The organism is Pseudomonas sp. NPDC089428, assembly GCF_044749325.1.
Classification (GTDB): domain Bacteria; phylum Pseudomonadota; class Gammaproteobacteria; order Pseudomonadales; family Pseudomonadaceae; genus Aquipseudomonas.
This window is the reverse complement of sequence record NZ_JBIVHT010000019.1, coordinates 54,555-78,237: the sequence shown is the minus strand read 5'-3', so window position 1 is coordinate 78,237 and position 23,683 is coordinate 54,555. Positions and strand designations below refer to the sequence as shown.

At 63.8% G+C, this 23,683-nt stretch carries 20 protein-coding genes and 1 pseudogene; 10 read left to right on the top strand and 11 right to left on the bottom strand.

Annotation, left to right across the window (positions count from 1 at the left end; genetic code table 11):
• Positions 1 to 255 precede the first annotated feature (255 nt).
• The 3 genes from ACIPZ5_RS24555 (at position 256) to ACIPZ5_RS24545 (ending at position 4,373) form a co-directional block, all read left to right on the top strand.
• Positions 256 to 2,442 (top strand): OsmC domain/YcaO domain-containing protein, encoded by a 2,187-nt coding sequence (locus ACIPZ5_RS24555; protein WP_400811100.1) that lies wholly within the window; start codon positions 256 to 258, stop codon positions 2,440 to 2,442.
• A 278-nt stretch (positions 2,443 to 2,720) separates the two neighbouring features.
• A complete protein-coding gene (locus tag ACIPZ5_RS24550) occupies positions 2,721 to 3,533 on the top strand; it encodes a class I SAM-dependent methyltransferase (protein WP_400811098.1) in 813 nt (270 codons plus the stop codon).
• Positions 3,534 to 3,590: 57 nt separating this feature from the next.
• A complete protein-coding gene (locus tag ACIPZ5_RS24545) occupies positions 3,591 to 4,373 on the top strand; it encodes a hypothetical protein (RefSeq protein ID WP_400811096.1) in 783 nt (260 codons plus the stop codon).
• A 3-nt stretch (positions 4,374 to 4,376) separates the two neighbouring features.
• Here the strand turns inward: ACIPZ5_RS24545 and ACIPZ5_RS24540 are convergent, their stop codons facing one another.
• Positions 4,377 to 4,676 (bottom strand): hypothetical protein, encoded by a 300-nt coding sequence (locus ACIPZ5_RS24540; RefSeq protein ID WP_261944059.1) that lies wholly within the window; start codon positions 4,674 to 4,676, stop codon positions 4,377 to 4,379.
• A gap of 171 nt (positions 4,677 to 4,847) precedes the next feature.
• Here ACIPZ5_RS24540 and ACIPZ5_RS24535 point away from each other — a divergent pair, with 171 nt between their 5' ends.
• A complete protein-coding gene (locus ACIPZ5_RS24535) occupies positions 4,848 to 5,276 on the top strand; it encodes a DUF2231 domain-containing protein (RefSeq protein ID WP_261944060.1) in 429 nt (142 codons plus the stop codon).
• Positions 5,273 to 6,562: a PQQ-dependent sugar dehydrogenase gene (locus ACIPZ5_RS24530; protein WP_400811094.1), complete on the top strand. Its 1,290-nt coding sequence runs from the start codon at positions 5,273 to 5,275 to the stop codon at positions 6,560 to 6,562. Before ACIPZ5_RS24535 ends, ACIPZ5_RS24530 begins: the two co-directional genes overlap by 4 nt.
• A 140-nt stretch (positions 6,563 to 6,702) precedes the next feature.
• Here ACIPZ5_RS24530 and ACIPZ5_RS24525 read toward each other — a convergent pair whose 3' ends face one another.
• Positions 6,703 to 8,823: a TonB-dependent receptor gene (locus ACIPZ5_RS24525; RefSeq protein ID WP_400811092.1), complete on the bottom strand. Its 2,121-nt coding sequence runs from the start codon at positions 8,821 to 8,823 to the stop codon at positions 6,703 to 6,705.
• Between the two features lie 228 nt (positions 8,824 to 9,051).
• Here ACIPZ5_RS24525 and ACIPZ5_RS24520 point away from each other — a divergent pair, with 228 nt between their 5' ends.
• Together ACIPZ5_RS24520 and ACIPZ5_RS24515 are read left to right on the top strand one after the other, a co-directional pair.
• Positions 9,052 to 9,630 (top strand): hypothetical protein, encoded by a 579-nt coding sequence (locus ACIPZ5_RS24520; RefSeq protein ID WP_261944062.1) that lies wholly within the window; start codon positions 9,052 to 9,054, stop codon positions 9,628 to 9,630.
• 214 nt (positions 9,631 to 9,844) lie between these two features.
• Positions 9,845 to 10,351, top strand: coding sequence for a DMT family transporter (locus ACIPZ5_RS24515; protein ID WP_261944063.1), 507 nt, complete (start codon positions 9,845 to 9,847; stop codon positions 10,349 to 10,351).
• On the opposite strand, the gene ACIPZ5_RS24510 is transcribed toward ACIPZ5_RS24515, so the two are convergent.
• The gene (locus ACIPZ5_RS24510; protein WP_400811089.1) at positions 10,352 to 11,260 is read right to left on the bottom strand and encodes a LysR family transcriptional regulator; all 909 of its coding nucleotides are present in this window, start codon (positions 11,258 to 11,260) and stop codon (positions 10,352 to 10,354) included.
• A gap of 218 nt (positions 11,261 to 11,478) precedes the next feature.
• Between ACIPZ5_RS24510 and ACIPZ5_RS24505 the strand changes: the two genes are divergently transcribed.
• Entirely contained in the window at positions 11,479 to 12,693 is a 1,215-nt protein-coding gene (locus ACIPZ5_RS24505; protein WP_400811087.1) for a YeeE/YedE family protein, read from the top strand.
• A 32-nt stretch (positions 12,694 to 12,725) separates the two neighbouring features.
• Positions 12,726 to 13,196, top strand: a complete 471-nt coding sequence (locus ACIPZ5_RS24500; protein ID WP_176506629.1) for an OsmC family protein — start codon at positions 12,726 to 12,728, stop codon at positions 13,194 to 13,196.
• 52 nt (positions 13,197 to 13,248) lie between these two features.
• On the opposite strand, the gene ACIPZ5_RS24495 is transcribed toward ACIPZ5_RS24500, so the two are convergent.
• From ACIPZ5_RS24495 to ACIPZ5_RS24485, 3 genes and pseudogenes are all read right to left on the bottom strand, one after another.
• The gene (locus ACIPZ5_RS24495; RefSeq protein ID WP_400811085.1) at positions 13,249 to 13,578 is read right to left on the bottom strand and encodes a hypothetical protein; all 330 of its coding nucleotides are present in this window, start codon (positions 13,576 to 13,578) and stop codon (positions 13,249 to 13,251) included.
• Positions 13,579 to 13,652: 74 nt separating this feature from the next.
• A pseudogene (locus tag ACIPZ5_RS24490) lies at positions 13,653 to 14,302 on the bottom strand (DUF998 domain-containing protein).
• Between the two features lie 109 nt (positions 14,303 to 14,411).
• A complete protein-coding gene (locus ACIPZ5_RS24485; RefSeq protein ID WP_261944068.1) occupies positions 14,412 to 15,149 on the bottom strand; it encodes a GntR family transcriptional regulator in 738 nt (245 codons plus the stop codon).
• Positions 15,150 to 15,372: 223 nt separating this feature from the next.
• Here ACIPZ5_RS24485 and ACIPZ5_RS24480 point away from each other — a divergent pair, with 223 nt between their 5' ends.
• Complete coding sequence (locus ACIPZ5_RS24480; RefSeq protein WP_103447521.1) at positions 15,373 to 16,122, top strand: FadR/GntR family transcriptional regulator; 750 nt, start codon at positions 15,373 to 15,375, stop codon at positions 16,120 to 16,122.
• Positions 16,123 to 16,331: 209 nt separating this feature from the next.
• On the opposite strand, the gene ACIPZ5_RS24475 is transcribed toward ACIPZ5_RS24480, so the two are convergent.
• The 5 genes from ACIPZ5_RS24475 to ACIPZ5_RS24455 form a co-directional block, all read right to left on the bottom strand.
• Positions 16,332 to 17,912 carry an aldehyde dehydrogenase (NADP(+)) gene (locus ACIPZ5_RS24475; RefSeq protein WP_400811082.1) on the bottom strand — a complete coding sequence of 527 codons (1,581 nt, stop codon included), beginning with the start codon at positions 17,910 to 17,912 and terminating at the stop codon, positions 16,332 to 16,334.
• A 162-nt stretch (positions 17,913 to 18,074) separates the two neighbouring features.
• Positions 18,075 to 19,628 carry a galactarate dehydratase gene (gene garD, locus ACIPZ5_RS24470; RefSeq protein WP_400811080.1) on the bottom strand — a complete coding sequence of 518 codons (1,554 nt, stop codon included), beginning with the start codon at positions 19,626 to 19,628 and terminating at the stop codon, positions 18,075 to 18,077.
• 79 nt (positions 19,629 to 19,707) lie between these two features.
• The gene (locus ACIPZ5_RS24465; protein WP_261944071.1) at positions 19,708 to 21,072 is read right to left on the bottom strand and encodes an MFS transporter; all 1,365 of its coding nucleotides are present in this window, start codon (positions 21,070 to 21,072) and stop codon (positions 19,708 to 19,710) included.
• 102 nt (positions 21,073 to 21,174) lie between these two features.
• Positions 21,175 to 22,086, bottom strand: coding sequence for a 5-dehydro-4-deoxyglucarate dehydratase (gene kdgD, locus ACIPZ5_RS24460; RefSeq protein ID WP_400811078.1), 912 nt, complete (start codon positions 22,084 to 22,086; stop codon positions 21,175 to 21,177).
• A 561-nt stretch (positions 22,087 to 22,647) separates the two neighbouring features.
• Positions 22,648 to 23,457 (bottom strand): gamma-glutamyl-gamma-aminobutyrate hydrolase family protein, encoded by an 810-nt coding sequence (locus tag ACIPZ5_RS24455; protein ID WP_110638090.1) that lies wholly within the window; start codon positions 23,455 to 23,457, stop codon positions 22,648 to 22,650.
• Between the last annotated feature and the right edge of the window lie 226 nt (positions 23,458 to 23,683).

Genomic DNA, 23,683 nt, shown 5'->3' with positions numbered 1-23,683 from the left:
TTCAGAGGATCAGGCAAGCAATTCGGTGAAATGCGCAAGCGACTGTAATGGTCTTGCTCAACTTTCAAAAAGTTGGCGCCCCCCTTGTGGGAGCGGGCTTGCCCGCGAACACGGGCGAAGCCCGTGCCATCCAGCGCGGTGTCTTCTTCGCGGGTGAACCCGCTGCCACAGAGAAGCAAACAGGACTTCCGCGGCGAAAACCCGGATAATGCCGGCCAATTTCGTTTTGCACGCTTAAATCACGGTAATCCCCGCATGGAAATCAAGGTCAATTTTCTCGACAACCTTCGTCTTGAAGCCAAGTTCGACGACTTCACGGTGATCGCCGACCAACCGATCCGCTACAAAGGCGATGGTTCGGCCCCTGGCCCGTTCGACTATTTCCTGGCCTCGTCGGCCCTGTGTGCGGCGTATTTCGTCAAGCTGTACTGCCAGACCCGCGATATCCCCACCGAGAATATCCGCCTGTCGCAGAACAACATCGTCGACCCGGAGAACCGCTACAACCAGATCTTCAAGATCCAGGTCGAGCTGCCCGAGGACATTTCCGAGAAGGACCGCCAGGGCATCCTGCGTTCCATCGACCGTTGCACCGTGAAAAAGGTGGTGCAGACCGGCCCCGAGTTCATCATCGAAGAAGTCGACAACCTCGACGCCGACGCCCAGGGCCTGCTGATGCCGGTGGCCGACACCACCACCTACATCCCCGGCAAGGACCTGCCGCTGGAGCAGACCATCGCCAACATGTCCGGCATCCTCGCCGGCCTTGGCATGAAGATCGAGATCGCCTCGTGGCGCAACATCGTGCCCAACGTCTGGTCGCTGCACGTGCGCGACGCGCAGTCGCCTATGTGCTTCACCAACGGCAAGGGTTCGACCAAGGAGGCGGCACTGGCATCGGCGCTGGGTGAGTTCATCGAGCGGCTGAACTGCAACTTCTTCTACAACGACCAGTTCTGGGGCGAGGACATCGCCAACGCGCCGTTCGTGCATTACCCGAACGAGCAGTGGTTCAAGCCAGGCCCGAAGGACGCGCTGCCGGCAGAGATCCTCGACGATTACTGCCTGCAGATCTACAACGCGGACGGCGAGCTGCGCGGTTCGCACCTGTACGACACCAACTCGGGCAACACCGAGCGCGGCATCTGCTCGCTGCCGTTCGTGCGCCAGTCCGACCAACAGGTGGTGTACTTCCCGTCCAACCTGATCGAAAACCTGTTCCTCAGCAACGGCATGAGCGCCGGCAACACCCTGGCCGAAGCCCAGGTGCAGTGCCTGTCGGAAATCTTCGAGCGCGCGGTCAAGCGCGAAATCCTCGAGGGCGAACTGGCCCTGCCGGATGTCCCGCAGGACGTGCTGGCCAAGTACCCGGGCATTCTCGCCGGCATCCAGGGCCTGGAAGAGCAGGGCTTCCCGGTGCTGGTCAAGGACGCCTCGCTGGGCGGTGAGTTCCCGGTGATGTGCGTGACCTTGATGAACCCGCGCACCGGCGGCGTGTTCGCCTCGTTCGGCGCCCACCCAAGCTTTGAAGTGGCGCTGGAGCGCAGCCTCACCGAACTGCTGCAAGGCCGCAGCTTCGAGGGCCTCAACGACCTGCCGCAGCCGACCTTCGAAAGCCATGCGCTGACCGAGCCGAACAACTTCGTCGAGCACTTCATCGACTCCAGCGGTGTGGTGTCGTGGCGCTTCTTCAGTGCCAAGGCCGATTTCGAGTTCGTCGAGTGGGACTTCTCCGGCCATGGCGAGGACTCCAACACTCAGGAAGCCGCGACCCTGTTCGGCATTCTCGAAGACCTTGGCAAAGAGGTGTACATGGCCGTGTACGACAACCTCGGCGCCACCGCCTGCCGCATCCTGGTGCCGGGTTACTCCGAGATCTACCCGGTCGAGGACCTGATCTGGGACAACACCAACCGCGCCCTGGGCTTCCGTTCCGACATCCTCAACCTGCACAGCCTCGACGACCGCGCCCTGCGCGCGCTGCGCCGGCGCCTGGACAACTGCGAGGTGGATGACTACACCACCATCACCACGTTGATCGGCGTCGAGTTCGACGAGAACACGGTGTGGGGCCAGCTGACCATTCTTGAGCTGAAACTGCTGATCTGCCTGGCGCTCAAGCGCTTCGAGGATGCCAAGGAACTGGTCGAGGCGTTCCTGCAGTTCAACGACAACACGGTCGAACGTGGCCTGTTCTACCAGGCACTGAACGTGGTGCTGGAAGTGCAGCTGGATGACGAGCTGGAAATGGCCGACTACGAGGCCAACTTCCGCCGCATGTTCGGCAACCCGCGAATGGACGCGGTGCTGGGCTCGGTGGACGGTAGCGTGCGCTTCTACGGGCTGACCCCGACCAGCATGAAGCTCGAAGGCCTGGATCGTCATCTGCGCCTGATCGAGAGCTACAAGAAGCTGCATGCGGCGCGGGCCAAGTTTGCCTGACAGCCTTGCGGGGGCGCGTTGCGCCCCATTCGCGGCGGTGCGACGCCTCGACAAGCCCGCTCCCACAGGTGCAGCACAAGCCGTCAGGGCCGCGCTTGGCCTGTGGTGGGGCGCCCCATATAGCCGGGCGTTCTTGCATTCATCGCCAATGGGTATTGGCTTGCGCTTGCCGCTTCCCCTCATCAGCGCTTAGCTGAATGCCGCTCACCACTATCCCATTCCATGGCGCGTAGACCGCCAGAAGGACCTCGGCCGCGCACAACAAGAAGGCGCAGACCATGAGCACTCCTCTGGATACCAATGCACTGAAGGCCCGCCAGCAAGCGGCATGGGCCAGCGGCGACTACGCGGTGATCGGCACCACCTTGCAACTGGTGGGTGAACGCCTGGCCGAAGCCTGCGATTTGCGCTGGGACGAGCAGGTACTGGATGTCGCCGCCGGCAACGGCAACGCCACCCTGGCCGCTGCCCGGCGTGGCTGCCGGGTCACGTCCACCGACTATGTGGCCGAACTGCTCAAGCGCGGTGAAGAACGCGCCCGCGCCGAGCACTTCACGGTCGATTTCGAAGTAGCCGATGCCGAAGCGCTGCCCTACAAGGACGGTATCTTCGACGTCGTGCTGTCCACCTTTGGCGTGATGTTCGCCCCTGATCAGCCGCAAGCCGCACGGGAACTGGCCCGCGTTTGTCGCCCAGGCGGGCGCATCGGCCTGGCCAACTGGACGCCGCAGGGTTTCATCGGGCAGATGTTCAAGACCCTCGGCCGGCATGTACCACCCCCTCCCGGCGCCTTGCCGCCGTCGCGCTGGGGCGATGAAGCGCAATTGCGCGAGATGTTTGCCGGCAAGATCGGCGCGATGGACGTCAGCCGTCAGCAATTCAACTTCCGCTATCGCTCGGCGGCGCATTTCATCGAGGTGTTCCGCACCTGGTACGGCCCGGTGCACAAGGCTTTCGCAGCGTTGTCGGCGCAGGCGGCGCAAGCGCTGGAGGCTGACCTGACGGCACTGCTGAACGAGCACAATCAGGCTGGGGCATCGTCTCTGGTAGTGCCCAGCGAGTACCTGGAAGTGGTGATCATCCGTTACTGAGGGGCGCGGCGCTTGAGGTAGCATGGCGGGCGTCCATCCCCCACAAGGAAGTCTTCGGTGATCAACATTTCCCACTTGCCGCGAAACAGGACGCCCGAACCACTTGACCTGCCACCGCCGCAGTGCCCGGTGCTGGGTCTGGCCAGCGAATCACTGCAACAACGCTATGCGGCATTTATCGTACAGGCTGTAAAAACACGGCTGCCGGTGAATGAGGCAGGGTTGCGTGAGCTCGGCCAGCAACTGGCCAGCGAGCTGCTGTCAAAGGCAATCGACCTGGGCAGTAGCAAGGCCCACGAACTGTCCGATGAAATCTACTGGCTGGTGCAGTGTGCGGCCATTGTCTCGCTGCATGCCGACGGCCCGCAGTCTGCGGCATTCGCGGGGTACAGAAAACATGTCGATTACTACCGGGGGATGGGGCGCGTCGGTGCCCAGGTCGACGCGTTCGAACGCTACGTTGCCGCCAACGGCCTGCCCGCAGACGAGAGGGAGATTCAATCGCGCTCGGCAGATGACCGCTACCGGCTGCTGGTCACCCCTTGGGAGGCAGGTAACACGCACTGGGTTTACCGGCCGCAGATCATCGATACAGGGCAGGGGACCTGCCTGCTGGCATTCGATGACAGTCGCTGGTCGGCGGACAGCAGCACCTGGCTCAGTGCCGGGCAAGTCGAGCTGACGTTGCGCAAATACCCGGGAAACCAGTCACGTCGCAGCCTGCAGGTAGTCATCGACTGTGACCAGCGCCTCGCGCAAGCGGGCTCGCGGGTGGAAATCGAGCTAGTGGAGCTCGAAGGCGTTCTTGACGCGCTGCTCAACAGCGCCGACCCGATGTAACGGTCAGTTCTTGCACTTGGCCAGCACCACCTGGCAGGTGTCTGGTGTGCCACCGGAGCGGCCGGCATAGCGGATGCAATTGTTCAGCGACTTCTGCTTGGCAATGCCCAGGGTGTTGCCCCAGGCCAGGCCGCCTTCGCCGGTGCTTGGCAGCGCCTTGGCGTAACAATTGGAGCCCGGCGCGGCGGCGTAGTGGCGCGCCTTGCTGGTTTTGCTCGAACAGCCGGCATTGAGTACCAGGCTGATGGCCAGAAAGGCATGCGCGGTCCAGTACGCATAAGGTCGTGTGCGGTTGGTGTTCATGGTATCCCTCGTAGCGACGCGCAAAGTCTTTCAGGATATTTCTATCAAGCCAAGCGGTGAACTATCCGAACGTCAAGGTGATCCCTACTTGAGCGCACCCTGCGCATGCCTGACGGAACAGGCCCCGCGCCCGTCTGTCAGCCCCGGGTCACCGACTGATAAGGAGGCGCCGTGAGCGCTACAGAGCACACCCTCTACCGATGCACGCCCAGCCCGCTGCACGCGATCCTGCTGGCCGGTACGGTCCCGCTGTTTCTCGGCGCACTGCTGAGCGACATTGCCTACTTCAAGAGCTACCAGATCCAGTGGAGCAACTTCGCCGCCTGGCTGATTGCCGGTGGCTTGCTGTTTTGCGGGCTGGCGTTGTTGTTCGCCCTGGCCAACCTGATCCGCGCCCCGCGCAAGGGCGGGCGGCCGACCCTGTACTTCCTGCTGTTGCTGGTGACCTGGGTGCTGGGGCTGATCAACGCCTTCGAACATGCCAAGGACGCCTGGGCGGTGATGCCGGCGGGCCTGGTGCTGTCTGTGGTCGTCACCGTGCTGGCCTGCGTGGCCGCATGGCTGGGCATGAGCAACCTGCGTTCGGGAGGTGAGGCATGAAGCCGTTGCATGGATGGTCGTTGTTGAGCGTGGCGCTGCTGCTGGCCGCGTGTGGCGGCGAAGGCGAGCCGAACCAGGCCCTGGGCCCTGACCCGAAACTGCCGGCCCCCGAGCGTGGGCTGTTGCCGAGCATGAAGATCGCCCAACCGGCGCAATGGGGCGAACAGAAGCCCACCGTACCCGAGGGCTATAGCATCACGGCGATTGCCACTGACCTGAAGATTCCGCGCCAGAGCCTGGTACTGCCCAATGGCGATATCCTGGTCGCCGAAGGGCGGGGCGGCAGTGCCGCCAAGCTCAAGCCCAAGGACGTGATCGCCAGCCAGATCAAGGCCAAGGGCAACACCCAGGTCAAGGGCGGCAACCGCCTGACCCTGCTGCGCGATGCCGATGGCGATGGCACCTATGAGGTGCAGACGGTGTTCGCCGAAGGCCTTAACGCGCCCTACGGCCTGGCCTTCGACGACGGCAAGCTGTACGTGGCCAACCAGGATGCGCTGGTGCGTTTCGATTACCAGGACGGTCAGACCAAGGCGGATGGCCCGCCGACCAAGGTCACTGACCTGCCGGCCGAGATCAACCACCACTGGACCAAGGCGCTCACCATCAGCCCCGATGGCCGCTACCTGTATGTAGGCATCGGCTCGAACAGCAACATCACCGAGCGCGGCATGGAGGTCGAGATCGACCGCGCCATGGTCTGGCAGATCGATGCCGTGACCGGCGCGCACAGGCCTTACGCCACCGGCTTGCGCAACCCGACGGCACTGACCATTCAACCGGACACCGGGCAGCTGTGGACGGTGGTGAACGAGCGTGACGAACTGGGGCCGGACCTGGTGCCGGACTACCTCACCTCGGTGCGTGAGGGCGGCTTCTATGGCTGGCCCTACAGCTACTGGGGGCAGAACGTCGATGAGCGGGTCAAGCCGCAGAACCCCGACAAGGTGGCCGCCGCGCTCAAGCCGGATTACAGCCTGGGTTCCCACGTTGCCGCGCTGGGGGTGGACTTCTCCACTTCAGCCATGGGCGAACGCTTTGCCGACGGGGTGTTCGTGGGTGAGCACGGTAGCTGGAACCGCCCCAATCCGGTGGGCTACAAGGTGATCTTCGTGCCGTTCAAGGAAGGCAAACCGGCCGGGGAACCGATCGACTTTGCCACCGGGTTCCGCGGCGAAGACGGCAAGACCCGAGGCCGGCCGGTGGGGGTGACGGTCGACCCGCGCGGCGCGTTGATCATCGCTGATGACCTGGCCAACACAGTCTGGCGGGTGACACGTAATTGATGATCGAAGCAATGCTGCCTGTACAAGCAACTGGCGTGCGCAACATCTGAGATCTTGCGCAACTGCTGTGGGGGCGGCTCTCGCCGCGAACACCGGCAAAGCCGGTGCCCACAGCGTTCCGCTGGTTTTTTGCGTTGGGCTTAGAAACGGTAGCTGAGGCTGACCTCCAGGGTGCGTGGCGCCCCAGGGGTGATCAGGTCGACCGAACCGTGCGCCGAGGCGTAGTAGTCGCGGTCGAACACGTTCTTCAAGCGCAGGGCGCCATCCCAGTGCGTTTCGCTGTACAGCAAGGCGGTATCGACCGTGGTGTAGCTCGGCATGACCACGACATTATCCAGGGCGGTATAGCGCTGATCGACGTAGTTGGCACCGGCGGCCACGCGCCATTGCGGCGTCAGCGTACGCACCAGCCAGACGTTGGCGCTGTTGCGCGGCGTCAGGGTAGGCGTCTGGCCCTCGTTGGCGACACCGTTGGTCTTGCTGTTGGACTTGGTGATTTCCGCGTCCAGATAGGCGTAACCGGCATAGACCTGCCATTGGTCCGTGAGCTGGCCGCTGACGGTGGCCTCGAAGCCATCGGTGCGCTGCTCGCCGGCGAGCACGGTCAGGTTAGGATTGGCCGGGTCGGCGGTTTTCATGTTGGTGCGTTCGAGGCGGAAGATCGCCGCAGTCACCGCCAGGCGGCTGTCGAGCAGGTCCCACTTGGCACCGATCTCGTAGTTGGTGGTTTCTTCAGGCTCCAGGTGCTGGTTGCTCGGGCTGACCGCGAACACTTCGCCCGAAGGCTGGTAGCTGCGGCTGACCGACACGTAGTACGACTGGATCGCATCGGGCTGGTAGACCAGGCCAGCGCGTGGGCTCCAGGTCTTGTCGGTGCGGTCGAGGTCGACGTTCTGCACCCGGTCATCGTCGTATTCCTGGCCGAAGATGTCGTAGCGCACGCCAACCAAGGCTTTCCACTGCTCGGTCAGGGTAATCAGGTCCTGCACGTACAGGCCAGTGGTCTGCTGGTAGTTGGTGCCTTTGGAAGACAGGTTGGCCGCATGCTCGGGTACCGGAACCAGGCCGTCGCGAAACACCGGCACCTGGGCCACATTGTTCTGGCTGAACACGCGCTGGTACTTGTCCTGGAAACCGACTTCCACGCCGTACAGCAGGTTGTGCTGCATGCCCAGCAGCTGGGCCTGCTGCTTGAGTTCGGTCTGGTTGAACACGCCGTACTCGTCACGGGCCACGTTGCCGCGGTTGAGCTTGACCAGCAATTCGCCATTGGGCGCAGTGACGAAACGGGTCGGGCTGCTGTCGGCCAGGGTGTTGTTGCGGTCCAGGTCGTAGCGGTAGTAACGGCTGGTGTTGGTCAGGGTGAAGTCGTCGTTGATGCGGTAGTCCAGGCTTGCGGTCAGCGAGAACACTTCGCTACGGGCATAGTCCTGGTCGGCGTCGCCGGAGCCGAAGCGCTTGTCGCGGTCGACATCCACCGGGCGCTTGCCCAGGGCCGGGATACCGAAGTCGATCAGGCGCTTGTCGTACAGATAGGTGGCGCCGAGGTTCAGTTCCAGATCATCGGACAGCTTGAAGTAGGCCGAAGGGGCGATGGCCTTGCGGTCGATGTAGCCGTCGTCGCGGAACGTGTCGCTGTCTTCGAAGGCACCGGTCATGCGGTAGGCCTGGTTGCCCTGCGGGTCAGCCCAGCCACTGTCGAACTGGGTGCGGCGCTTGCCTTCGCTGTCGAAGGTCACGCCGACTTCCTGCTTGGGCGCAAAGCCTGGTTTCTTGCTGATGCTGTTGATCAGGCCACCGGAAGAGCCGCGGCCATAGAGCACGGCGGCGGGACCCTTGATCACTTCGACCCGCTCGATGTTGGACAGGTCGCGGAAATACAGGGCGTCGTCGCGTACGCCGTCGATGTACATGTCACCAATGGCACTGAAACCACGGATCGTCACCTGGTCGCGCTGGCCGTCACCGTTGGACAGGCCGACGCCGGGCACGTTCTTCAGCACGGCTTCCATGGACTGGGCGCCCTGGTCCTTGATCACGCTTTCGGGCACGACGTTGACGGTTTGCGGGATATCGCGCAGCGGCGCGTCGATCTTCAGGGCGCTGCGGCTTTCACTGGCCTTGTAGCTTTGCTGCTCATAGGCACTGGTGACCGCCGTGGCAGGCAGGGCGATTTCGCCTTGGGTTTCAGCGTGAACAGCAGGGACCACCAGCAGGCCCAGCACCGAAAGGGATGCCGGGGCAACAGACTTTTTTGCCATTACGGGTGACTCTTTGTTGTTTTGGAAGGTTGCGAATAGTAATGATTTGTAAATGTAAAGCAAGTGTAAAGAATTCGTATTTGCTAAAACAAGCATGGCTTGACGCAAAGGGGTTGAAATGGGGCGCGGGCGTGGCGTTTGCCAGCAGAGTGGCGGGCAATGGCTATGCTTGCTTGCGTGTAAACCGTTCACGCACATACCCGGTCTCGATCACATGGAAGCAGGCCTATGAATCCTATTTGCACCCTCGCTCGCGCTGTTGCCCTCGCCACCCTGATGTCCGCTGCCACCTTCGCGGTGCAGGCTGCCGAGATTCCGATTGGCAGCCAGGCACTGGAAAGCCATGTCAAGACCCAGGTCACCGCCATCGACCTGGCCAACCGCCAAGTCACGGTAAAGGGGCCGAACGACAAGGATGTAACCCTGCAACTGACGGAAAAGGCCAAGGCGCTGCCCAATCTGAAGGTTGGTGACAATGTCGATATCTATGTCACCCGGGCCATCGCCTATGTGCTCAACAGCGACGTGGGTGGGGCGCCAAAGGCCACTGAAGAATCCGGCGAGATCCGCGCCACCAAGGACAACCCCAACCCGGGCGGCGAAGCCTTCCGCCAGGTCCGCGTGACCTCGCAGATCAAGAAGATCGACTTGAAGAAACATGAAGTCACCCTGCTGCCGCCAGAGGGCAAGGTGCAGGTGGTCAAGGTCGAGAACCCGGACCTGCAGAAGCGCATGAAGAACCTCAAGGTCGGCCAGACCGTCGATGCGATCTATACCGAAGTGCTGCGGGTCGATACCTGGCGCTGATGCTGGCTAGCAGGCCAGGTTGTCGGCACTGGCCTGTTCGCGCCTGAAGTCGTTCCCACAGCTGCCTGTGGGAGCGGCCTTGGCCGCGAAATGGCCAGCACGGGTTATTCATCATCATGCATGTGACGAATACCTTGCGTGCACCTTTTCGATTTCCATAAACACCATCGATCTACCCATCATGGGCTCATCCAGTCTTCAGATGAGTGCCGCCATGCCCTACAAGACCCTTCTGCTCGCATGCCTTCCCGTGGCGATGGCCCTGGTTGCGGGTTTCGTGTTGCCTTATCAGGCTGCCAGCAACGCTGCCGTCGGCCGTGCGCTGGGGCACTGGTTGTGGGGTGCCTTCACCTCATTGACGGTGAGTTCGGTGGTGGTGATCGCGGCGTTGCTGATCCTGCGGGTACCCATGCCCGACCTGGGCAAGGCGCTGCAAGGTCCCTGGTGGCTGTGGATCGGTGGCGTGCTGGGCGCCCTCTATGTGGCAGGTGCTGCGGCGTTGACACCCAAGTTGGGCACGGCGGGTTTCCTGGTGCTGGTGGTGGCCGGGCAGATCCTGACCTCAGTGATCGTCGATCACTTCGGGCTGATGGGCGTTGCCAGCAAACCGGTGAACCTGGCCAGGGTTGCCGGCGTGCTGTTGATCCTTGGCGGGGTGTTGCTGGTCCAGGGCGGCTGGACCTCGACGCCGTCTTCCGGCCAGGCTGCGATCGAGCGCTGATCAATGCCCGGGCTGGCTGCACGCCCAGACCGCTTCACGCAGCCAGCGATGGCCAGGGTCGCTGCCCTTGCGCGCGTGCCAGGCCTGCTGATAGGCGAGGGCGGGGATTGCCAGCGGTGGGCTGAACTGGCGCAGTGACGGGTGCTGGCGCATCGGGCCTACCGCGCGCCTGGCCACGGTGAGGATCAGGTCGGTGCCCGCGAGTACCTCGACAGCCGCACTCCAGTGCGGCAGCGCCAGCGCGATATGCCGGCGCAGGCCTTGTGCAGCCAAGGCGCGCTCGATCTCGTCGTGGGCATCGGGGTGCATGGCCATCAGCACGTGGGGGCGCGTCAGCCAGTCTTCCAGGGTGAGCCCGCCCTTGGCTGGCAGCACCTGCCGATCGGCGACGCTGATGAAGCTGTCTTCGAACAAGGTCTGGGTGGTGATGTCGGCGGGCAGTTCCGGGAAAATGCCCAAGGCCAGGTCGAGTTCGCCATCGAGCAACTGCGCGAGCATGGTTTCGCGGCTGGCCTGGCTGATGGCCAGGTCGACGCCGGGGGCGACCTGGCGCAGGTGGCGGACCAGTGGCGGCAAGATGATCCGCGAGGAATAGTCGGACAGCGACAGCCTGAAGCGGCGCTTGGCGTGGGCAGGGTCGAACTGGGGCGCGGCCAGCAAACCGTTGAGGCTGCCTAGGGCGTCATGCAGCGGTTTGGCCAGGGATTGGGCGCGGGCAGTCAGGTTCATCTGGCCGTGTTGGCGGACCAGCAAGGGGTCGTTGAAATACGCCCGCAATTGGGCCAGGGCGTGGCTGACCGCGGGCTGGCTGCGGTGCAGGCGCAGGGCGGCGCGGGTCACGTGCTTTTCGCTGAGCAGCGCATGCAGGGCGAGCAGCAGGTTGAGGTCGATCTTGCGCAGTTCATCCATGGTGCGAATGTTTAGGTCGGTTTTGGCAGGTGATTATCAGCCTAACAGATGTGCCGACCTATTCGCGGGTGAACCCGCTCCCGCAGGTACCCCACAGGCCCTGAGGAAAAGGTAATCCTGTGGGAGCGGGTTTACCCGCGAAGAGGCCGGCTCAGGCAACACAATCCAGCTTTGGGGGTTATACTCGCCCCCCGTTTCACTGTAATCCGAGTATTCCGATGGGTCTTTCCGCAACCGCCACACCCGAACCGCGCCGCCTCGGTGCGCCCTTGATCGCCCTGGCCCTGCTGCTGGCCGGCGCCTGGTTCCTCAACCTCAACGCCGGCTTCAAGCAGGTGCTGCTGCTGTTGGTCGGCGCTGCCCTGGGCCTGACGCTCTATCACGCCGCTTTTGGCTTCACCTCGGCCTGGCGGGTGTTCATCAACGAGCGCCGCGGCGCCGGCCTGCGTGCGCAGATGGTCATGCTGACCCTGGCCGTGCTGCTGTTCTTCCCGGCGTTGTCGGCCGGTAGCCTGTTTGGCACGCCGGTCACCGGCCTGGTCGCGCCGGCGGGCGTGTCGGTGGTGTTCGGTGCGTTCATCTTCGGCATCGGCATGCAACTGGGCGGCGGCTGCGCCTCGGGCACACTGTTCACCGTGGGCGGCGGCAATGCGCGGATGCTGGTGACCCTGCTGTTCTTCATCATCGGCTCGGTCACCGCTACCCACCATGCCGACTGGTGGTTCGCGCTGCCTGCGTTCCCGGCCACCTCGATCGTCCAGGCCTGGGGCGTGGCACCAGCGCTGCTGGCCAGTGTTGCGGTGTTCGCACTGATCGCCTGGGCCACGGTGGTGCTGGAAAAACGTCGCCATGGTGGCCTGCAAGCCCCTGTGAGCAGCGAGCACCAGGGCCTGCGCCGCTTCCTGCGTGGCCCGTGGCCGTTGCTGTGGGGGGCGATTGCCCTGGCCTTGCTCAACTATGCCACCCTGGCCCTGGCCGGGCGCCCGTGGGGCATCACGTCGGCGTTCGCCTTGTGGGGCGCGAAAACCTTGTCCAGCTTCGGAGTCGACGTTGGCAGCTGGGTGTTCTGGCAGGCCCCGGCCAATGCCAAGGCACTGGCCGCGCCGCTGTGGCAGGACATCACCACGGTGATGGACATCGGCATCGTGCTCGGCGCGCTGCTTGCAGCAGGCCTGGCCGGCCGCTTCGCGCCCAGCCTCAAGATTCCGCTGCCGTCGCTGATTGCCGCGGTGATCGGTGGCCTGCTGCTGGGCTATGGTTCGCGCCTGGCGTATGGCTGTAATATCGGCGCCTACTTCAGCGGCATCGCTTCAGGTAGCGTGCACGGCTGGCTGTGGCTGATCGCGGCCTACGCCGGCAACCTGATCGGTGTGCGCCTGCGCCCGCTGTTCTTTGCAGGCGAACGCCGCCCGGCGGCGCTCAGCGGCTGCTGATATCACCCGATCAATTGAACAAGGAGGTTCGCATGGCGCAATACACCGCCCACGTGGCCTGGGCACGCGAAGGCCAGGATTTTCTCGGCAACCAGTACAGCCGTCGGCACCTGTGGCGCTTCGACGGTGGCATCGAGGTGCCGGGGTCGTCGTCGCCCCATGTGGTGCCTCTGCCGATGTCCGATGCCTCGGCGGTGGACCCTGAAGAGGCCTTCATCGCCGCGCTGTCGAGCTGCCACATGCTGTGGTTCCTGTCGCTGGCGGCCAAGCAGCGCTTTTGCGTCGAGCACTATGCCGACGACGCAGAGGGGGTGATGGCGCGCAATGAGGCAGGGCGCATGGCCATGACCGTGGTTACCCTGCGACCACGGGTCGAGTTCTCCGGCGAGCGCCAGCCCACGGCAGAGCAGCTTGAGCACTTGCACCATCTCGCCCACGAGGAATGCTTCATCGCCAATTCGGTGAAGACCGAGGTGCGTTGCGAGCCGGTCTATCTCAGCTGAACTCTTAAATAAATCAGATTAAGTCTGTTTGATAACTTATTGATTTAATTGATTATCGCCTCGCGAGCGAGTGTTGAACACACTGCTCATAGTAAGTCTGCTTGATCGCCGATGGCTTGAGCCGTGAACGGCTGTTGTAGGTCTGTTCGGTAATGCCCATGGCGGTCATGCGCATCCAGGGTTTGGCGAACCGGCGCACCTGCAGCTTCTTGCGGGTGGCGTACAGGGTAACGCCGGAAAGCTTGGCCTGCTGCGCTTCGGCGGCGATCTGCGAGCCCCATCCACAGGTTTGGCGGTCATTCTGGCTAAGCGCTTTGGCTTGGGCGCCGAAGGCGGCAGCGGCCAGCAGGCAGCCGGCTATCGTTGCTAGAATTGTTCGCATGTTGCTGTCCTAAGCATCTGAAGATGAAAGGAGTTTGCCTTCGCTTCAGATGCCTGGGGGCCAGTATTTTCGAATCAGGTAGTGGCGATGCGAAAGCGATTTGCCAGTGCCGAGCTTAGGCTGCTCAGCGCCAGGCCGGCGATCCATACCACCGACAGGCCATAGTTCAGCCGTTGGTACAGCCCGAACCACTGGCCGCTCCGGGCGGCCTGGGCCATGAGTACAACGGTGACCAGCGCAGCAACCAGGCACACCAGCGAAAACCAGCCCAAGGCCCTTGAACCGGCGAGGCGCTTGCCAAGCCGGACCCATAGCGCACTGGCCATGGTCAATGAGACAAACATCAGCAGGCCGCAGAAGTTGTGCAGTTGCTGCGAGCTGGACGGCTCGGCGGGTGCGCAGCCCTGGTCACACGGAAACAGGCCAGTACCCAGACTGCCCAGGCCATGCAGCAGGACCAGGGCCGCGCTGAGCAGCGCCAGTTTCGAGGCACGCCAGCGCCGGGCAAGGCCCCAGGCAAACAGGGCGAACAGCAGGGCGAGGGGGAAGTTGTTGGCCAGCGGCGACCAGTGCTGGGTCGGGGAACCTTGGGCGCCGAGCTGGCTCATGGCCTGTTGCAGGTGGTCATAACCGGGGTAGGCCCGGGCGGTGAGCCAGACGCCATCAGCAGCCATAACGGGATCAGCAGGCCACAGGTGAGCAGGGCACGGTCGAGCGGTTTCATGCGGGACTTCCTTCCATGGAAAGCGCATACAGTACTTGGAGAATGTACTGCCTGTCCCGGCCTTACTGCGGGTATTGCGCAGGCTTCAGCGTCGGTGGCGACACAACGTTCAGGCCGGTGCTTTATCGCGGCGCATCTGGGTCACCAGGGTGAACCGATCATCCGGGTGTACAGTCTCGGAAACCGCCATCAGGTCGCCGTTTTCCTCGCGGTAATGGCGGATGATCTTCAACCCCGGAGCGCCTGCCTCGGCCTTCAGTTCACGCGCCATCTCTGCCGTCAGCAACACGGCGCGTACCTGCTGGTCGACGACTGCGATCGACCGGCCATAGTGCTGCTCGATCAACCCTGCAATCAGCTGGTCTGGGTGCTCGTGGGCCAGTTCGATGACTGCGGCGTAGTCGCGTTGGGCATAGACATCGGTCCAGCACAGGGGCGCGGCATTGTGCTGGCGATCGACGCGGATGCTCGACACGCAGAAGTAATGCTCCCCCGGCACCAGCCCCAGGCGCGCCGCTTCGCTCAGGTCGGCGACGAAGTGGCGCACGTGCTGGATTTCCCGTTGCTGGGTTTCGGCCAGGTGCGCCAGGTCGGCCACCGTCGCCAGCGACTGCGAATAGCCACCGCGCGGGCTGCTGGCCTCGACCCGGGTACCGACCCGCTTGCGGCGTGACACCAGCCCCTGGTTGAGCAGCTGGTTGATCGCCGCCCGCACCGTGTGTCGGCTCACCTCGTACAGGTCACACAGTTCGAATTCGGTCGGCAGCAGGCTGCCCACCGGGTAACGGCCGCTGGCGATGCCGGCCATCAAGTCCTTGGCCACCACGGCGTATCGCGTTTCGTTCATGCCTTCGATCAGTCCCGTCAAATCCACCGGTTGACAGTGTATCAGTGCAAGTCAGCGCCATCGGCAACAGTGCGAGGACGGTCGGGTGGCGCAGTACGCGGGTGCGTTCACCCTGAGGCGTACTGCGACCGCAGCGCTTTGATGAAATACCGCGTCGGGTGTATGTGATCGTACAACTGCTTGCGCTATCATGACGGCTGTCTTTCAAGGTGAAATACAGGGCATGACAGAGCAGCAGGTACAGGCAAGGACCCGGCGCAAGCCGCGCAGTCTGGCCCAGGAACTGGTCACGGTGCTGACCGAGCGCATTCGCAGCGGCCAGCTCAAGCGCGGCGACAAGCTGCCGACCGAGTCGCAGATCATGGCCGAGGAGGGCGTCAGCCGCACCGTGGTGCGTGAGGCAATCTCCCGGCTGCAGGCGGCCGGGCAGGTCGAGACGCGCCATGGCATCGGCACCTTCGTGCTGGATGCGCCAGCTACCGGTGGCTTTCGTATCGACCCGGCGACCGTGGTCACCTTGCGCGAGGTGCTGGCGGTGCTGGAGCTGCGCATCGCCCTGGAAATCGAGTCGGCGGGCCTGGCGGCGCAACGGCGCAGCGATGAAGAGCTGGCCGGCATGCGCGCAGCGCTGGACGAGCTCAACGAGGGTGCTGCGCACGCCACTGACGCGGTGTCGGCGGACTTCCAGTTCCACCTGCGTATCGCCCAGGCCAGCGGTAACCACTACTTCGCCGATATCATCAACCACCTGGGTACCAGCATCATTCCACGTACCCGGTTGAATTCGGCGCGGTTGGCCCATGATGACCAGGCACATTACATGAGTCGCCTGATGCACGAACATGAAGCCATTTATGAAGCCATCGCCCGGCGTGACAGCGAAGGGGCGAAGATGGCCATGCGCATGCACCTGAGCAACAGCCGCGAGCGCTTGCGCCAGGCCCATGAAGAAGCCGAGGCGCAGGGGGGCTGAGCCTTCTATCGCCTGTTCCGGCCTCTTCGCGGGTAAACCCGCTCCCACAGGTACAGCGCTGACCTCAGTCCTGGTGATGTCCCTTTCACAGGTACAGCGCTGACCTTAGTCCTGGTGATATCCCTGTGGGAGCGGGCTTGCCCGCGAAAGGGCCGCAACAGGCAATAAAGAAAGCCCCGCAGACGCGGGGCTTTCTTGTTTCAGGGCGATCAGACCGCGCCTTCGCTCCACTGCCCGTTCACCAGGCGACGCAGCCCCAGCGGGTTGCCGTCGCGCAGTGCCTCCGGCAGCAGCGCCTGCGGGTAGTTCTGGTAGCACACCGGGCGCAGGAAGCGGTCGATGGCCAGGGTACCGACCGAGGTACCACGGGCATCGGAGGTGGCCGGGTATGGCCCGCCATGGACCATTGCATCGCACACTTCCACGCCGGTCGGGTAGCCGTTGACCAGGATACGGCCGACTTTTTCCTCCAGCAGCGGTACCAGCCAGGCGAAGGCTTCGAAGTCCTCCGGCTCACCGATCAGCGTCGCGGTCAGCTGGCCACGCAGGCCAAGCAGGGCGGCGCGCAGTTGCTCGTTGTCCTTGACCTCGACCGCCACGGTGGTCGGGCCGAACACTTCTTCCTGCAGCAGCGGGTCGGCCTCCACCAGCAGGCGGGCCTCGGCCTTGAACAGCTGGGCACGGGCCTGGCTACCTTCCTGGGCCTGGCCGGCCAGGTGCTCGATACCGGCATGGGCGTGCAGGTGCTCCAGGCCACCGACGTAGCTGCGCAGGCCGCCGGCGTTGAGCATGGTCTGCCCGGCCTGCTGGTCCAGGTGCTGGCCGAGGTCGGCGAGCAACTGGCTGTAGTGTGCCGATTGCAGGCCGATCACCAGGCCCGGGTTGGTGCAGAACTGCCCGGCCCCCATGCACACGGAGCCGGCCAGCTCGCGGGCGATGGCCTCGCCACGCTTGGCCAGGGCACCTGGCAGGATGATCACCGGGTTGATGCTGGACATCTCGGCGAACACCGGGATCGGTTGCGGGCGCTCGGCGGCCATGCGGCACAGCGCGTCGCCGCCCTTGAGCGAACCGGTGAAGCCGACGGCCTGGATGGCTGGGTGCTTGACCAGCGGTTCGCCGACGCCAGCGCCGAAGACCATGTTGAACACGCCCTTGGGCATGCCAGTGCGCTCGGCGGCGCGCTGGATGGCGCAGCCGACCAGGTCGGCAGTGGCCATGTGGCCGCTGTGCGCCTTGAACACCACCGGGCAACCGGCAGCCAGGGCCGCGGCGGTATCACCACCTGCGGTGGAGAAGGCCAGCGGGAAGTTGCTGGCACCGAACACGGCGACCGGGCCGACGCCAATGCGCATCTGGCGCAGGTCGACCCGAGGTAGCGGTTGACGCTCAGGCAGGGCCAGGTCGATGCGCGCACCAAGGAAATCGCCACGGCGCAGCACCTGGGCGAACAGGCGCATCTGGCCGCTGGTGCGGCCACGCTCGCCCTGGATGCGGGCGGCAGGCAGGGCGGTCTCGCGGCAGACGATGGCGACGAAGGCGTCATCCAGCTCGTCCAGCTCGGCGGCGATGGCGTCGAGGAACTCGGCGCGGCGGGCCGGTTTGAGGTTGCGGAATTCGACGAAGGCGGCGGCGGCAGCCTTGGCTGCCTGGTCCACTTCGGCTTCGGTGGCCTGGACGAAGCTGTAGGGCAGGGCCTCGCCGGTGGTGGCGTCCAGGCTCTGCAGGCGTTGCGAGCCAGCGGCGCTGCGCTGGCCGGCGATGAAGTTGTGGCCGAGGATCTCAGGCATGGGGTGCTCCTGTAGGAGTAGCTGAAGGAAGAATGCTTGTTCGGCGGGCTTGCTCGGACCCTGTGGGAGCGGGTTCACCCGCGAATACCGGCGCAGCCGGTGCCAGGCTCCGCGTCGCTTGCTTCGCGGGTAAACCCGCTCCCACAGGGATCGCGGCTGCCATCAGGTAATCGGTGCCGGATTGAACAGGGTGATGTCGTTGTGCAGGCGGTGCTGTTCGGCCCAGGTCTGCTTGCGGCCGCTGGCCACGTCCAGGTAGTAGTGGAACAGCTCCCAGCCCAGTTCTTCGATGGTCGCGCGGCCGCTGGCGATGCGCCCGGCGTCGATGTCGATCAGGTCGGGCCAGCGCTGGGCCAGCTCGGTACGGGTGCAGACCTTGACCACCGGGGCCATGGCCAGGCCATACGGCGTGCCACGGCCGGTGGTGAACACGTGCAGGTTCATGCCGGCGGCCAGTTGCAGGGTGCCGCAGACGAAATCGCTGGCCGGGGTGGCGCAGAAGATCAGGCCCTTGCGGTTGACCCGCTCGCCCGGGCCGAGCACGCCCTGGATGGCGCCGCTGCCGGACTTGACGATCGAACCGAGGGACTTCTCGACGATGTTCGACAGGCCGCCTTTCTTGTTGCCCGGCGTGGTGTTGGCGCTGCGGTCTGCCGCGCCTTGCTGCAGGTAACGGTCGTACCAGTCCATCTCGCGCACCAGGGCATCGGCGACTTCCTGGTTCTCGGCGCGCGAGGTGAGCATGTAGATGGCGTCGCGTACTTCGGTCACTTCCGAGAACAGCACGGTGGCGCCAGCGCGCACCAGCAGGTCGGCGGCATAACCCAGCGCTGGGTTGGCGGTGATGCCGGAGAACGCGTCACTGCCGCCGCACTGCATGCCGAGGATCAGCTCGCTGGCTGGCACGGTCTCGCGGCGGCGCTGGTCGAGCTTTTTCAGGCGGGTTTCGGCCAGGCCCATGATCTGCTCGATCATTTCGGCAAAACCGAGGCTGGCGTCCTGCAGGCGATACAGCCAAGGCTCGCTGAGGTCCACCGACGGGTCGTTGTCGTGCATCACCTGGCCGGCCTGGAGCTTTTCGCAACCCAGGCTGATCACCAGTGCCTCGCCTCCAAGGTTGGGGTTGCGCGCCAGGTTGCGCACGGTGCGGATCGGGATGTAGGCGTCGCGGGCGTTGATGGCCACGCCACAGCCGTAGCTGTGGGTGAGGGCGACCACGTCATCGACGTTGGGGTATTTGGGCAGCAGTTCGCTGCGGATACGCTTGACCGCGTGTACCAGCACGCCGGTCACGCATTGCACGGTGGTGGTGATGCCGAGGATGTTGCGGGTGCCGACGGTGCCGTCGGCGTTGCGGTAACCTTCGAAGGTGAAGCCGTCCAGCGGGGGCAGGGCATCCGGTACCGCGTCGCAGCGTGGCAGGCTGTCCAGTTCCGGGGCGGCCGGCATGGCCAGCTGGCTTTCCTGCACCCAGCTGCCCTGGCGCAGGTCTTCCAGCGCATAACCGATGATCTGCCCGTAGCGGCGCACTGGCTCGCCCTTGGCGATCAGCACGGTGGCAACCTTGTGGCTCTGTGGCACGCCTTCGACCAGGGTCAGGCCATCGGCGAAGCGGGCGCCTTCGCCAAGGCCGCCGTCGTTGACCACCACCACGACGTTATCGTCGTCGTGCAGGCGAACGTAGCGGGGCGAGTCGGAATGTTCGATCAACTGCATGTTTGGGCCCTACTTGTCAGGTTCTCAGGCTTTTTGTACATCCGCCCGCGTCGGCAGTGGCCGGCGCGGGCGTGTTCACTCAGTGCCGCGCGCTGGCCAGTTCGCCGTTGGCGGCTGGCTCAGGCTGTGGCTTCGGGGCATCGTCGCGCAGCTCGATACGCTTGATCGGGCCGACGATCACCAGGTAGCTGAACACCGCCACCAGGGCGTTGGCACCCACATACACCAGGGCCCACTTGAACGAGCCGGTGGCGCTGATGATGTAGCCGATGACGATCGGTGTGGTGATCGAGGCGATGTTGCCGAAAGTGTTGAACAGGCCACCGGACAGCCCGGCGATCTGCTTGGGCGAGGTGTCTGCCACCACGGCCCAGCCCAGCGCGCCGATGCCTTTGCCGAAGAAGGCCAGGGTCATGAAACCGACCACCATCCACTCGGCATCCACGTAGTTGCAGAAGACCATGGTGGTCGACAGCAACAGGCCGCAGACGATTGGCAGCTTGCGCGAGAAGGTCAGCGAGTTGCCGCGGCGCAGCAGCCAGTCCGAGATCACCCCACCGAGCACGCCACCGATGAAGCCGCACACTGCCGGCAGCGAAGCGATGAAACCGGCCTTGAGGATGGTCATGCCCCGTTCCTGCACCAGGTACACCGGGAACCAGGTAAGGAAGAAGTAGGTGATGGCGTTGATGCAGTACTGGCCCAGGTACACGCCCAGCAGCATGCGGCTGGTCAGCAGTTGCTTGATGTAGCCCCATTTCGGGCCGTCGTTGCCACGCTTCTGGTCCATGTCGACCAGGCCGCCGTTCTGCTCGATATGTTCGAGCTCGCTCTGGCTGATGCGCGGGTGCTGGCGCGGGTTGTAGATGGTCTTGAGCCACACCACGGAGAACACGATGCCCAGTGCGCCCATGACCACGAACACGTGCTCCCAGCCGAAGCTGAACACGATCCAGCCCATGATCGGGGCGAACAGCGCGGTGGCGAAGTACTGCGCCGAGTTGAAGATCGCCGAGGCGGTACCGCGTTCCTGGGTCGGGAACCAGGCCGCGACGATACGGGCGTTGCCCGGGAACGACGGGGCTTCGGCGAAGCCGACGAGGAAGCGCAGGGTGAACAAGGTCACCACCGCCCAGGCCACCGGCAGGCCGCCGACAAAGCCCTGCAGCAGGGTGAACAGCGACCAGGTGAAGATGCTGAAGGCGTAGACATTCTTCGAACCGAAGCGGTCCAGCAGCCAGCCGCCGGGGATCTGCCCGGCCACGTAAGCCCATCCGAAGGCGGAGAAAATATAACCAAGGGTAACGGCGTCGATGCCGAGGTCTTTCTGCAGGCTGGAGCCTGCGATGGCGATGGTGGCTCGGTCTGCGTAGTTGATCGTGGTCACCAGAAACAGCATGAACAGGATCAGGTAGCGCACATGCGTCTTTTTAGTCGCTTGCATGCTGGTAATACTCCCACTAGTTATTTTTGTGCGGGCTCACGAGTTGTAGCCGGAGTGGGCAGGCCCACTCCGGATGCGGCAACGGCAGGCCGCGGGGTGCGCTTATTGCGGACCCATCTTGTCCATCAGCGCTGCGAGCATTTCGTACTCTTCAACGGTCAGGTCGGTCAGCGGGGTACGCACCGGGCCTGCGTCGTAACCGGCGATCTTGGCGCCGGCCTTGACGATACTCACGGCGTAACCGGCCTTGCGGTTGCGGATGTCCAGGTACGGCAGGAAGAAATCGTCGATCAGCTTGGCCACGGTGGCGTGATCGTCACGGGCGATGGCGTGGTAGAAGTCCATCGCGGTCTTCGGAATGAAGTTGAACACCGCCGACGAGTAAACCGGTACTCCCAGTGCCTTGTAGGCCGCAGCATACACCTCGGCGGTCGGCAGGCCACCCAGGTAGCTGAAACGGTCACCCAGGCGGCGACGGATCGACACCATCAGCTCGATGTCACCCAGGCCGTCCTTGTAGCCGATCAGGTTCGGGCAGCGCTCGGCCAGCTGCTCGAGCAGGTTGGCGTTCAGGCGGCAGACGTTGCGGTTGTACACCACCACACCGATGTTGACCGACTTGCACACGGCTTCGACATGGGCGGCGACGCCGTCCTGGCTGGCTTCGGTGAGGTAGTGGGGCAGCAGCAGCAGGCCCTTGGCACCCAGGCGCTCGGCTTCTTGTGCGTATTCGATGGCCTGGCGGGTGGAACCACCGACGCCGGCAAGGATTGGCACCGACCTGGCGCAGGTGTCGACTGCGGTCTTGATCACCTGGCTGTACTCGCTGGCGGCCAGGGAGAAGAACTCACCGGTGCCACCGGCGGCGAACAGGGCGCTGGCGCCGTAGGGGGCGAGCCACTCCAGGCGCTTGATGTAGCCAGCCTGGTTGAAGTCGCCCTGGGCGTTGAAGTCGGTGACCGGGAAAGACAGCAGGCCGTGGGAGAGGATGGATTTCAGTTCTTGTGGAGTCATTGTTGTAGGCATCCTGTGGCGCTTGGGTGAAGGGTGTTGTTCTGCGTTGGAGGTAAGTTATCGTACAACATGTACGATGACTAGTCCCCTTTGCAGAAATTTTTGCGGGATTCCATGGGGTACGGATCGGGATGTGTGTGGGTGCGCATACCGCGCCGCCCGCGCGGCGCATCGCGGATATATCCGCTCCTACATCTGTTTCGGGCCAATCACGCCTGTGGGGTCAGCGCTGTCCGCCTTGTTTGTAGGGCTTAAGACATGCGCCAAGGCAGGCGACCATGGCGTAACAGGTTCGGCACGTTGCAACAAATGTAGGAGCGGATTTATCCGCGATGCGCCGCGCGGGCGGCGCTCGATCTCACAGGCGCAGAAAAACCTACGACAACCACTCCGCAGTCATCGTATCTCTAAAGGGGAAAGGAAAAAAAGATCGCGGAGACAGGCACAAGCCCGCCGCCCGCTTCCACGGGAAGTGTTCTGGGACCAGCAGAGGGTGACCGGGGAAGCGGGGGCGGCCTTGCGCCGCCCCGCGATCAAAGCTAACGAAGCTGAAACCGAGTGTCAGGCGGCCTGTTGGCGCTTGATCTGGCTTTTGCGCACCTGGGCGCGGCAGGCATCGCCGAAGGCCTGGAAGATCTTGATCGAATCAGGGTTCTTCGCCGCTTGCCATTCCGGGTGCCACTGCACGGCAAACAGGAACGGCGAGATGCTTGGGGCGTGGATCGCCTCGACCAGGCCGTCTTCGGCGTGGGCGATCGGCTCGATGCCAGCGCCGAGGTTGCGCAGGCCCTGGCCGTGCAGCGAGTTCACACGGATCTCGTCGGTGCCCAGGGTTTCACGCAGCCAGCTGCCTGGCTTGATCTTCACGCCATGCACCTGGGCGTACTGCACATCGACCGGATCTTCCGGGTTTTCCCGGTGGTCGTTGAAGCCAGGCTCGGCGTAGACCTTCTGGTAGATGTCGCCGCCCAGGGCAACGTTGATTTCCTGCATGCCACGGCAAATGCCGAAGATCGGCAGGCCGCGCTTGAGCGCTGCCTTGACCAGCGGGATGTCGAACAGGTCGCGGTTCTTGTCCTGGCCCTTGCCGGGAGTCTCGTTTTCCTGGCCGTACAGGGTCGGGTCGATGTTGCTGCCGGCACCGGTCAGGTACACGCCGTCGGCCATGTCCAGATAGGTCTCGAGGTCTTCGATGCCACAGCAGGTAGGCACCAGTACCGGGACGCAATCGGCGAAGTCGACCAGCGGGGTGATGTATTTGTGGGTCATGACCTGATAGTCATGGCCTTTGCGCTCTTGGCTGCCCATGGTCATCAGGACGACGGGTTTGCGCAGGGAAGGTTGCTTGTTGCCAATGTTGCTGTTGGACATATGTCACCTTATGACAGGGCTCTGCCTGTCGTTGTTGTGCAGGTGCACGGCACGTGGCCTGGATGTGCTACCTGAAGTCCCGAGCACTGCCGGCTCATCACTGGACGATTCCGGTCGGGGCTTGTAGATAGCTTGCCAGAGCCGTTCGATATGTCAAACGAGCAAAAGGCGGTTAAGGCGCCGAATTACGGGGCCTGAACCCTTGCGAGCCTGAGCCGGCAAGGGT

What these genes read in the sequence shown, in the direction of transcription:
- ACIPZ5_RS24505 (WP_400811087.1), top strand. Translation starts at nt 11,479, where the DNA reads ATGGGTCTTTCCGCAACCGCCACACCCGAACCGCGCCGCCTCGGTGCG.
- ACIPZ5_RS24520 (WP_261944062.1), top strand. Translation starts at nt 9,052, where the DNA reads ATGAATCCTATTTGCACCCTCGCTCGCGCTGTTGCCCTCGCCACCCTG.
- ACIPZ5_RS24455 (WP_110638090.1), bottom strand. Translation starts at nt 23,457, where the DNA reads ATGTCCAACAGCAACATTGGCAACAAGCAACCTTCCCTGCGCAAACCC.
- ACIPZ5_RS24485 (WP_261944068.1), bottom strand. Translation starts at nt 15,149, where the DNA reads ATGAACGAAACGCGATACGCCGTGGTGGCCAAGGACTTGATGGCCGGC.
- ACIPZ5_RS24465 (WP_261944071.1), bottom strand. Translation starts at nt 21,072, where the DNA reads ATGCAAGCGACTAAAAAGACGCATGTGCGCTACCTGATCCTGTTCATG.
- ACIPZ5_RS24550 (WP_400811098.1), top strand. Translation starts at nt 2,721, where the DNA reads ATGAGCACTCCTCTGGATACCAATGCACTGAAGGCCCGCCAGCAAGCG.
- ACIPZ5_RS24500 (WP_176506629.1), top strand. Translation starts at nt 12,726, where the DNA reads ATGGCGCAATACACCGCCCACGTGGCCTGGGCACGCGAAGGCCAGGAT.
- ACIPZ5_RS24480 (WP_103447521.1), top strand. Translation starts at nt 15,373, where the DNA reads ATGACAGAGCAGCAGGTACAGGCAAGGACCCGGCGCAAGCCGCGCAGT.
- ACIPZ5_RS24530 (WP_400811094.1), top strand. Translation starts at nt 5,273, where the DNA reads ATGAAGCCGTTGCATGGATGGTCGTTGTTGAGCGTGGCGCTGCTGCTG.
- ACIPZ5_RS24475 (WP_400811082.1), bottom strand. Translation starts at nt 17,912, where the DNA reads ATGCCTGAGATCCTCGGCCACAACTTCATCGCCGGCCAGCGCAGCGCC.
- ACIPZ5_RS24495 (WP_400811085.1), bottom strand. Translation starts at nt 13,578, where the DNA reads ATGCGAACAATTCTAGCAACGATAGCCGGCTGCCTGCTGGCCGCTGCC.
- ACIPZ5_RS24510 (WP_400811089.1), bottom strand. Translation starts at nt 11,260, where the DNA reads ATGGATGAACTGCGCAAGATCGACCTCAACCTGCTGCTCGCCCTGCAT.
- garD (WP_400811080.1), bottom strand. Translation starts at nt 19,628, where the DNA reads ATGCAGTTGATCGAACATTCCGACTCGCCCCGCTACGTTCGCCTGCAC.
- ACIPZ5_RS24540 (WP_261944059.1), bottom strand. Translation starts at nt 4,676, where the DNA reads ATGAACACCAACCGCACACGACCTTATGCGTACTGGACCGCGCATGCC.
- ACIPZ5_RS24525 (WP_400811092.1), bottom strand. Translation starts at nt 8,823, where the DNA reads ATGGCAAAAAAGTCTGTTGCCCCGGCATCCCTTTCGGTGCTGGGCCTG.
- kdgD (WP_400811078.1), bottom strand. Translation starts at nt 22,086, where the DNA reads ATGACTCCACAAGAACTGAAATCCATCCTCTCCCACGGCCTGCTGTCT.
- ACIPZ5_RS24515 (WP_261944063.1), top strand. Translation starts at nt 9,845, where the DNA reads ATGCCCTACAAGACCCTTCTGCTCGCATGCCTTCCCGTGGCGATGGCC.
- ACIPZ5_RS24555 (WP_400811100.1), top strand. Translation starts at nt 256, where the DNA reads ATGGAAATCAAGGTCAATTTTCTCGACAACCTTCGTCTTGAAGCCAAG.